This window comes from Slackia sp., assembly GCF_977041755.1.
In genome coordinates this window covers 1-5,323 of sequence record NZ_CDRRGL010000119.1, presented here as the reverse complement: position 1 = coordinate 5,323, position 5,323 = coordinate 1, and the positions used below count along the sequence as shown (strand labels likewise).

The 5,323-nt window shown below is 56.5% G+C and carries 5 protein-coding genes; 2 read left to right on the top strand and 3 right to left on the bottom strand.

What is annotated here, in order from left to right:
- A partial coding sequence (locus ACWI8T_RS07910) for an aromatic amino acid transport family protein (RefSeq protein ID WP_449138546.1) occupies positions 1–368 on the bottom strand: 368 nt, incomplete at its 3' end.
- A gap of 53 nt (positions 369–421) precedes the next feature.
- The gene (locus tag ACWI8T_RS07905; RefSeq protein WP_449138545.1) at positions 422–2,341 is read right to left on the bottom strand and encodes an elongator complex protein 3; all 1,920 of its coding nucleotides are present in this window, start codon (positions 2,339–2,341) and stop codon (positions 422–424) included.
- Positions 2,342–2,757: 416 nt separating this feature from the next.
- Between ACWI8T_RS07905 and ACWI8T_RS07900 the strand changes: the two genes are divergently transcribed.
- Positions 2,758–3,909, top strand: a complete 1,152-nt coding sequence (locus ACWI8T_RS07900) for an NAD(P)-dependent malic enzyme (RefSeq protein WP_449138544.1) — start codon at positions 2,758–2,760, stop codon at positions 3,907–3,909.
- 414 nt (positions 3,910–4,323) lie between these two features.
- Complete coding sequence (locus tag ACWI8T_RS07895) at positions 4,324–4,932, top strand: hypothetical protein (protein WP_449138543.1); 609 nt, start codon at positions 4,324–4,326, stop codon at positions 4,930–4,932.
- A gap of 175 nt (positions 4,933–5,107) precedes the next feature.
- On the opposite strand, the gene ACWI8T_RS07890 is transcribed toward ACWI8T_RS07895, so the two are convergent.
- Positions 5,108–5,323, bottom strand: a 216-nt coding sequence (locus tag ACWI8T_RS07890) for a hypothetical protein (RefSeq protein WP_449138542.1), incomplete at its 5' end; no start/stop codon positions are given.

Here is a 5,323-nt window from a genome sequence, read left to right as displayed (position 1 = left end):
GGGGAAAGCCCGGCTGCTTGCAGGATTTCTGCGCCGCCGGCAATGTATGCGGCTAAATTTGCGATGAGCACGACAACGGTAAGTGCGAAGAAAACTGCGGTTAGGACCCTTGCGAACTTTCCTTTGAACAAGAATTTTTTGAACATGGTGACAATTTGGGCGTCGCGACCCGAGCCGATGATCATTTCTGCAAGCATCATGTGCATGCAATAGCTGAAGAAGAAAGCGACAAGCAGGATGACGATGCATGAAATGATCCCCGTGCGATTGACGAGATACGGCAGCGTCATGATGCCGCTACCTACGCCATAGCCGGTAATAATGCATGCGGCTTGCCACGTTGTAAGCTTTGTTTGAGCTTGCGCCATGTATTCCTCCTCGAATGGTTGCGTTGCCGATATTGTAACCATTCGGCGGTGCGCTAGCGCAGGGTTCGTCGCTGGTAAAGCTCGGCTTGTTCAAATCCGAGGCGGGCGTAGTAGCCTCGCGTGCCTATGGCGCTAATGACATTGATGGTTCGGTATCCAGCTTCGACCGCAATCTCGCATGCTCGTTCGACGAGCGCCTTTCCGAGGCCTCGATGCTGCGCATTTTGCCCCTCGCCGTGAAGTTGGGCGACTTTTCCGTATACATGCACTTCGCGAATCATGGCTTGTCCGGCTTCGATAGGGAAGGCGCCTTCGGTTTCTTGCAACTTTTCGACCTCGTGCTGGCAGGGGAGCGAGAGGCGCAAAAAGCCAGCGATGCGATTTTCGGGCGTCACCCACTGCAGGAAATGCTCGTTTGTGTTTGAGGTTTCGTATTCGAAATCGACGAGCGAAAGCTCACCGATTTCCGTCTGCGCTCCCGCGAGTTCGCGATGACGAATCTCCTGGATTGGTGTGTCGTTTTGTGCGGCTAAGCGATCGGCTTGCGCTTCTACGACTTCGCGAAGGTTGACCTTCTTATTCCCATCAACAATATCGCCCGATGAGAAATCGCGAATCGTGCGCGAGATGCGCGTGTAAGGCGGGGTTGCGAGCACGTTGTCGGCAAGTACGCCCACGAGTTCGCGTTCGTTGTAGGGCCGCCACGTGCCGTCGACATAGTGCGCCATGAGCCCCGTGCCATCGATGAGCGCGCAGGGGTACATTTTCACCTCGTCGGGCAAGAATCGCTTGTCGCTTACAAGTGTGCGGAAATCGGAGGCATCGCCGCCCGGCGTGGCTCCAAGCAGGTTTGCCATGAAATGCGCGTGCGATTTAAAGCCGAAAAGGCGGCAGAGCGCGAATGCCTGCGCGATTTGCTCGGGCGAGGTATGACGTTTGTTCGCTTCGAGCACATGCTCGTTGAGGCTTTGCACGCCCATTTGGATTTTGGTACAGCCGAGCGCGCGCATAAGGGTGAGCGCCTCGCAATTGATGGAGTCGGGGCGCGTCTCGATGACGAGGCCCACGTTGCGGTGCGCGGCGTTTACGTTGCGCCCGTGCTCGCGGAAAACGTCGTCGAGCGTTGCGGTTTGCATGGTCGATACGTGCTGCCAAGGGTGATTCTCGCCGTAGAGTTCACGAATCGCCTGGGCGTGCGATTCTTTGCCCTCGTATACGCGTTGTTGAGCTTTGGCGCATGCGCGGGCAAGCGTTTCGGGGTTATGCGAAATGCCCGCTCTGTCGTAGAACGCGCGACGCTCGGCTTCGTTTTGGTGGGCGAAATCGAGCGTCGTCGTGCATCGGCCGCCCGTATCGGCGGCTGTGCTGTCGTCGTCGCCATTGTCGCTTCTGCCGTTGCGGTCGTGAGCCGAGCCGTGTTCTTCAGCATCGTTGAGCGCACGGAACAGTTCGCGCACGAACCAGATGCGGTAGCTTTCGGGATAATCGTTCCATGTGCCGCCCAACACGATGAGCTCGATTTTGTCGGTTACGTGTCCCATGCTCTCGAGCGCGCGAAGGCGCGATGACACCTGCAGGTAGGGGTCGAAGCAGTTGCGTTCTGCGCGCTGACATGCGGGTTCGTTGTGCAAATAGCTTTTCGGCATGCGCACGTCGTTGGGGCAATAGATGCATGCGCCCGAGCAGAGCCATGGCTTGGTTATGACGGTAATGGTGGCGACGCCCGATGCGGTGCGGCGGGGTTTCATGCGCAATGTTTGAAGCAGAAGCGCGTCTTCGTTGGGCGTAATATTCCACGAGTTCCAGCGCTGCGGGTCGCTTTCGCGCACCTTCAGAAAGAACGGCAGGGCGCGTCGCTTTGAGATGTGCGATGTATTATCGCGAATTCCCTGGTTGTGGGCACGTACGATATCTTCGAGCTCGTTTGCTGCGAGTGCGCGCCCAAGCTCGCGAATGCGAGCGAGTATGTCCAAAATGAAATCTTCCATATGCGAATTGTAACGGAAGGCGTGATGCGATTCCGATTCACACCGACGTCGCTTTCAAAAAGCCGCGATTTGCGCAGGTTTTTAGGCCGGCAAGCGCAGCTCGCATACGATCAAACTTTGAACTTTGGCTTCCTTTTTCGGCTTTACGCTGGTTTTTCGTCGCTTTTTGTAAGCAAGGTTCAGCAATAACATCTTAGGCGCTAGCGTACGTTCTTTTTCATGGAGGCCTCGCTTTATGCGGGGCCTTTTGTATGAGCCGTTTTCGCAGATGTTGCGCCGCTTGTCGTTATGGAGCGTGGGGCGTGCGCCGCAACGGGTATAATCGCCGAAGCTAGCTTTGGCGGCCAGGGGCCGTCGGCATCGTTTGCGGCATGGAGCCGCGGGTTGAAAGGAAATTCTTCATGGATATCGCTGCAGAATCGCTGCGTTTGCACGAGCAGTGGCAGGGCAAGCTCAACACCGTTCCGAAGATGGACATCAAAACGCGCGAAGATCTGGCGCTGGCGTATACGCCGGGCGTTGCCGAGCCGTGCCGCAAAATCGCCGATAACCCCGCCGATGCTTATAAATACACCATGAAGGCGAACACCGTTGCTGTGGTTTCCGATGGTTCGGCCGTGCTTGGCCTGGGCAACATTGGTCCTTTGGCTGCGATGCCCGTTATGGAGGGCAAGTGCGCGCTGTTCAAGGCGTTTGGTGGCGTGAATGCTGTGCCTTTGTGCCTCGACACGCAGGACGTCGACGAAATCGTCGAAACCGTAAAGCGTTTGGCCCCGAGCTTTGGCGGCATCAACCTGGAAGATATCTCTGCGCCTCGCTGCTTCGAAATCGAGCACCGCTTGATTGATGAGCTTGATATTCCCGTATTCCATGACGATCAGCATGGCACGGCTATCGTCGTGCTTTCCGGCGTGATTAATGCGCTGCGTCTGACGGGTAAGAAGAAGGAAGCATGCCGCGTCGTCGTTAACGGTGCTGGCTCTGCTGGCATCGCTATTGCGAAGCTTCTGCTCGATTACGGCTTCAAGAATCTACTTCTGTGCGATAGGTGCGGCATTATTTCCTCGACGAGCGAAGGAATCAATGACGTGCAGCGTGCGATGCTCGCCACCACGAATCTCAACGATGAAAAGGGCGGCCTTGCCGATGCCATGCGCGGCGCCGATATTTTCGTGGGAGTTTCCGCTCCGGGCATTGTGAGCGCCGAAATGGTTCAGTCGATGAACGGGGACGCGATTCTGTTTGCGATGGCCAATCCTACGCCCGAGATTTTCCCCGACGTTGCGCGTGCTGCCGGCGCCCGCGTGGTGGGCACGGGTCGTTCCGACTTCCCGAACCAGATTAATAACGTGGTTGCGTTTCCTGGTATTTTCAAGGGTGCCCTCGAGGCCCGCGCGACGCGCATTACCAAAGAAATGAAGCTTGCCGCCGCTGAGGCGCTCGCCGCGCTCGTGAGCGACGAAGAGCTTTGCGAAGACTTCATCATGCCCGAGCCGTTTGACCCGCGTGCGGTCGAGGTCGTGGCTGCCGCCGTGGCTAACGCTGTCGAGTAGGCTGAGCTGAGCTTTTGGCGAGCGAGGGCGCTTCGTGTACGCGAAGAGCGATTCTCGCATTGCTCGTAAGATATTGTTTGAAGCGGCGCTTTGTGAGAAGCGCCGCTTTTGTTTGGCAAAGAACACGGGAGCGTGAGCTCTCGTTATTTCAGAGGAACCGCATTGGATGCAACGACAATCGATTTTCTGCGACAGGTGAACAACGACTTCTATGCGCGCTGTGCACCCTCGTTTTCTGCATCGCGCCACGCCCCGTGGGTTGGTTGGCGCTCGTGTTTGGAAGCGGTGCAAGACTGTGGTGCCGTGCGTTTATGCGACGGCCCGGACGTGCATTTATATGACCGCGCAACTGCACAGCCTGGGGCAATCCGAAGGGGCGTTTCCGCTCGCGTACTCGATGTAGCGTGCGGTAATATGCGTTTCGCTGCGTTTCTCCGTGAAGAATTTCGCGGCTGCCACATTGACTACTTCGCCGTCGACGACTGTGCGGGGCTGGTTCCTCACCTGTCCGGTGGCGAGGGCTTTTCTGCTTGCTTCCAAAACCTCGATATCATTGGCGAGCTTGCGGCTGGCATGGGTTTGGCGACCGCAATCGATACTGAACCTTGCGATTTGGTCGGATGCTTCGGGTTCTTCCATCACGTTCCTTCGTTCGAGCTTCGCGTGCGGCTCATCGATGCGCTTCTTCAGAAGACGGCGTCGGGTGGTGTTGTATGCGCGTCGTTTTGGCAATTCATGGGCGACGAGAAGTTTGTGAAAAAGGCCGAAGCGTGGAATTCAAAGGCGAAGAGCGAGCTCGCTTCTGCTGGGCTCGATGCGTCTCAGCTTGAAGTAGGCGATTACTTCCTTGGGTGGCAAAATGAACCTGGTCTGTGGCGCTATTGCCATGATTTCGAAGAGCTTGAAATCGATGCGCTTGTTGCCGCTGCGTGTGAAGGGGGCAAGGCGCGAGAAGTTGCGCGTTTTTCCGCCGACGGAAAGAGCGGTGCGATGAATCGCTATGTGGTGCTGCAAAAACGCTAGGACACGAGCTGTCGAATTCCCTTTTTGAGGTTTCTTGCGTATCGGTCGGCCTTCGTGCTTCGACGGCAAGCGAACGCGCGGGCGCGACAGCCGCATATGAAAGAAAATGGCCCATTGCGGGCCATTTTCTTGAGGTTGAACTTCGGGTTGTTCGAGCTTTGCTGCGGTGCCGCCGCTATTGGTCTTTGTGCGAGCACAAAAGCAAGATGCCGCCAATAAGGTTCACGAACAGGAGCGTACACACGCCAAACGCGGTGGTGTTGCGCTTCTTGCCCTTGTAAATTCCCCAGCTGATGATCGTCATGGGAAGCATCCATGCGAGAGGGATGATCAAAAGGGCGCAGGTGATGGTCGAAACAAGGCACAGGATGAAATTGATGAGTCGCAATGT

What these genes read in the sequence shown, in the direction of transcription:
- ACWI8T_RS07900 (WP_449138544.1), top strand. Translation starts at nt 2,758, where the DNA reads ATGGATATCGCTGCAGAATCGCTGCGTTTGCACGAGCAGTGGCAGGGC.
- ACWI8T_RS07895 (WP_449138543.1), top strand. Translation starts at nt 4,324, where the DNA reads ATGCGTTTCGCTGCGTTTCTCCGTGAAGAATTTCGCGGCTGCCACATT.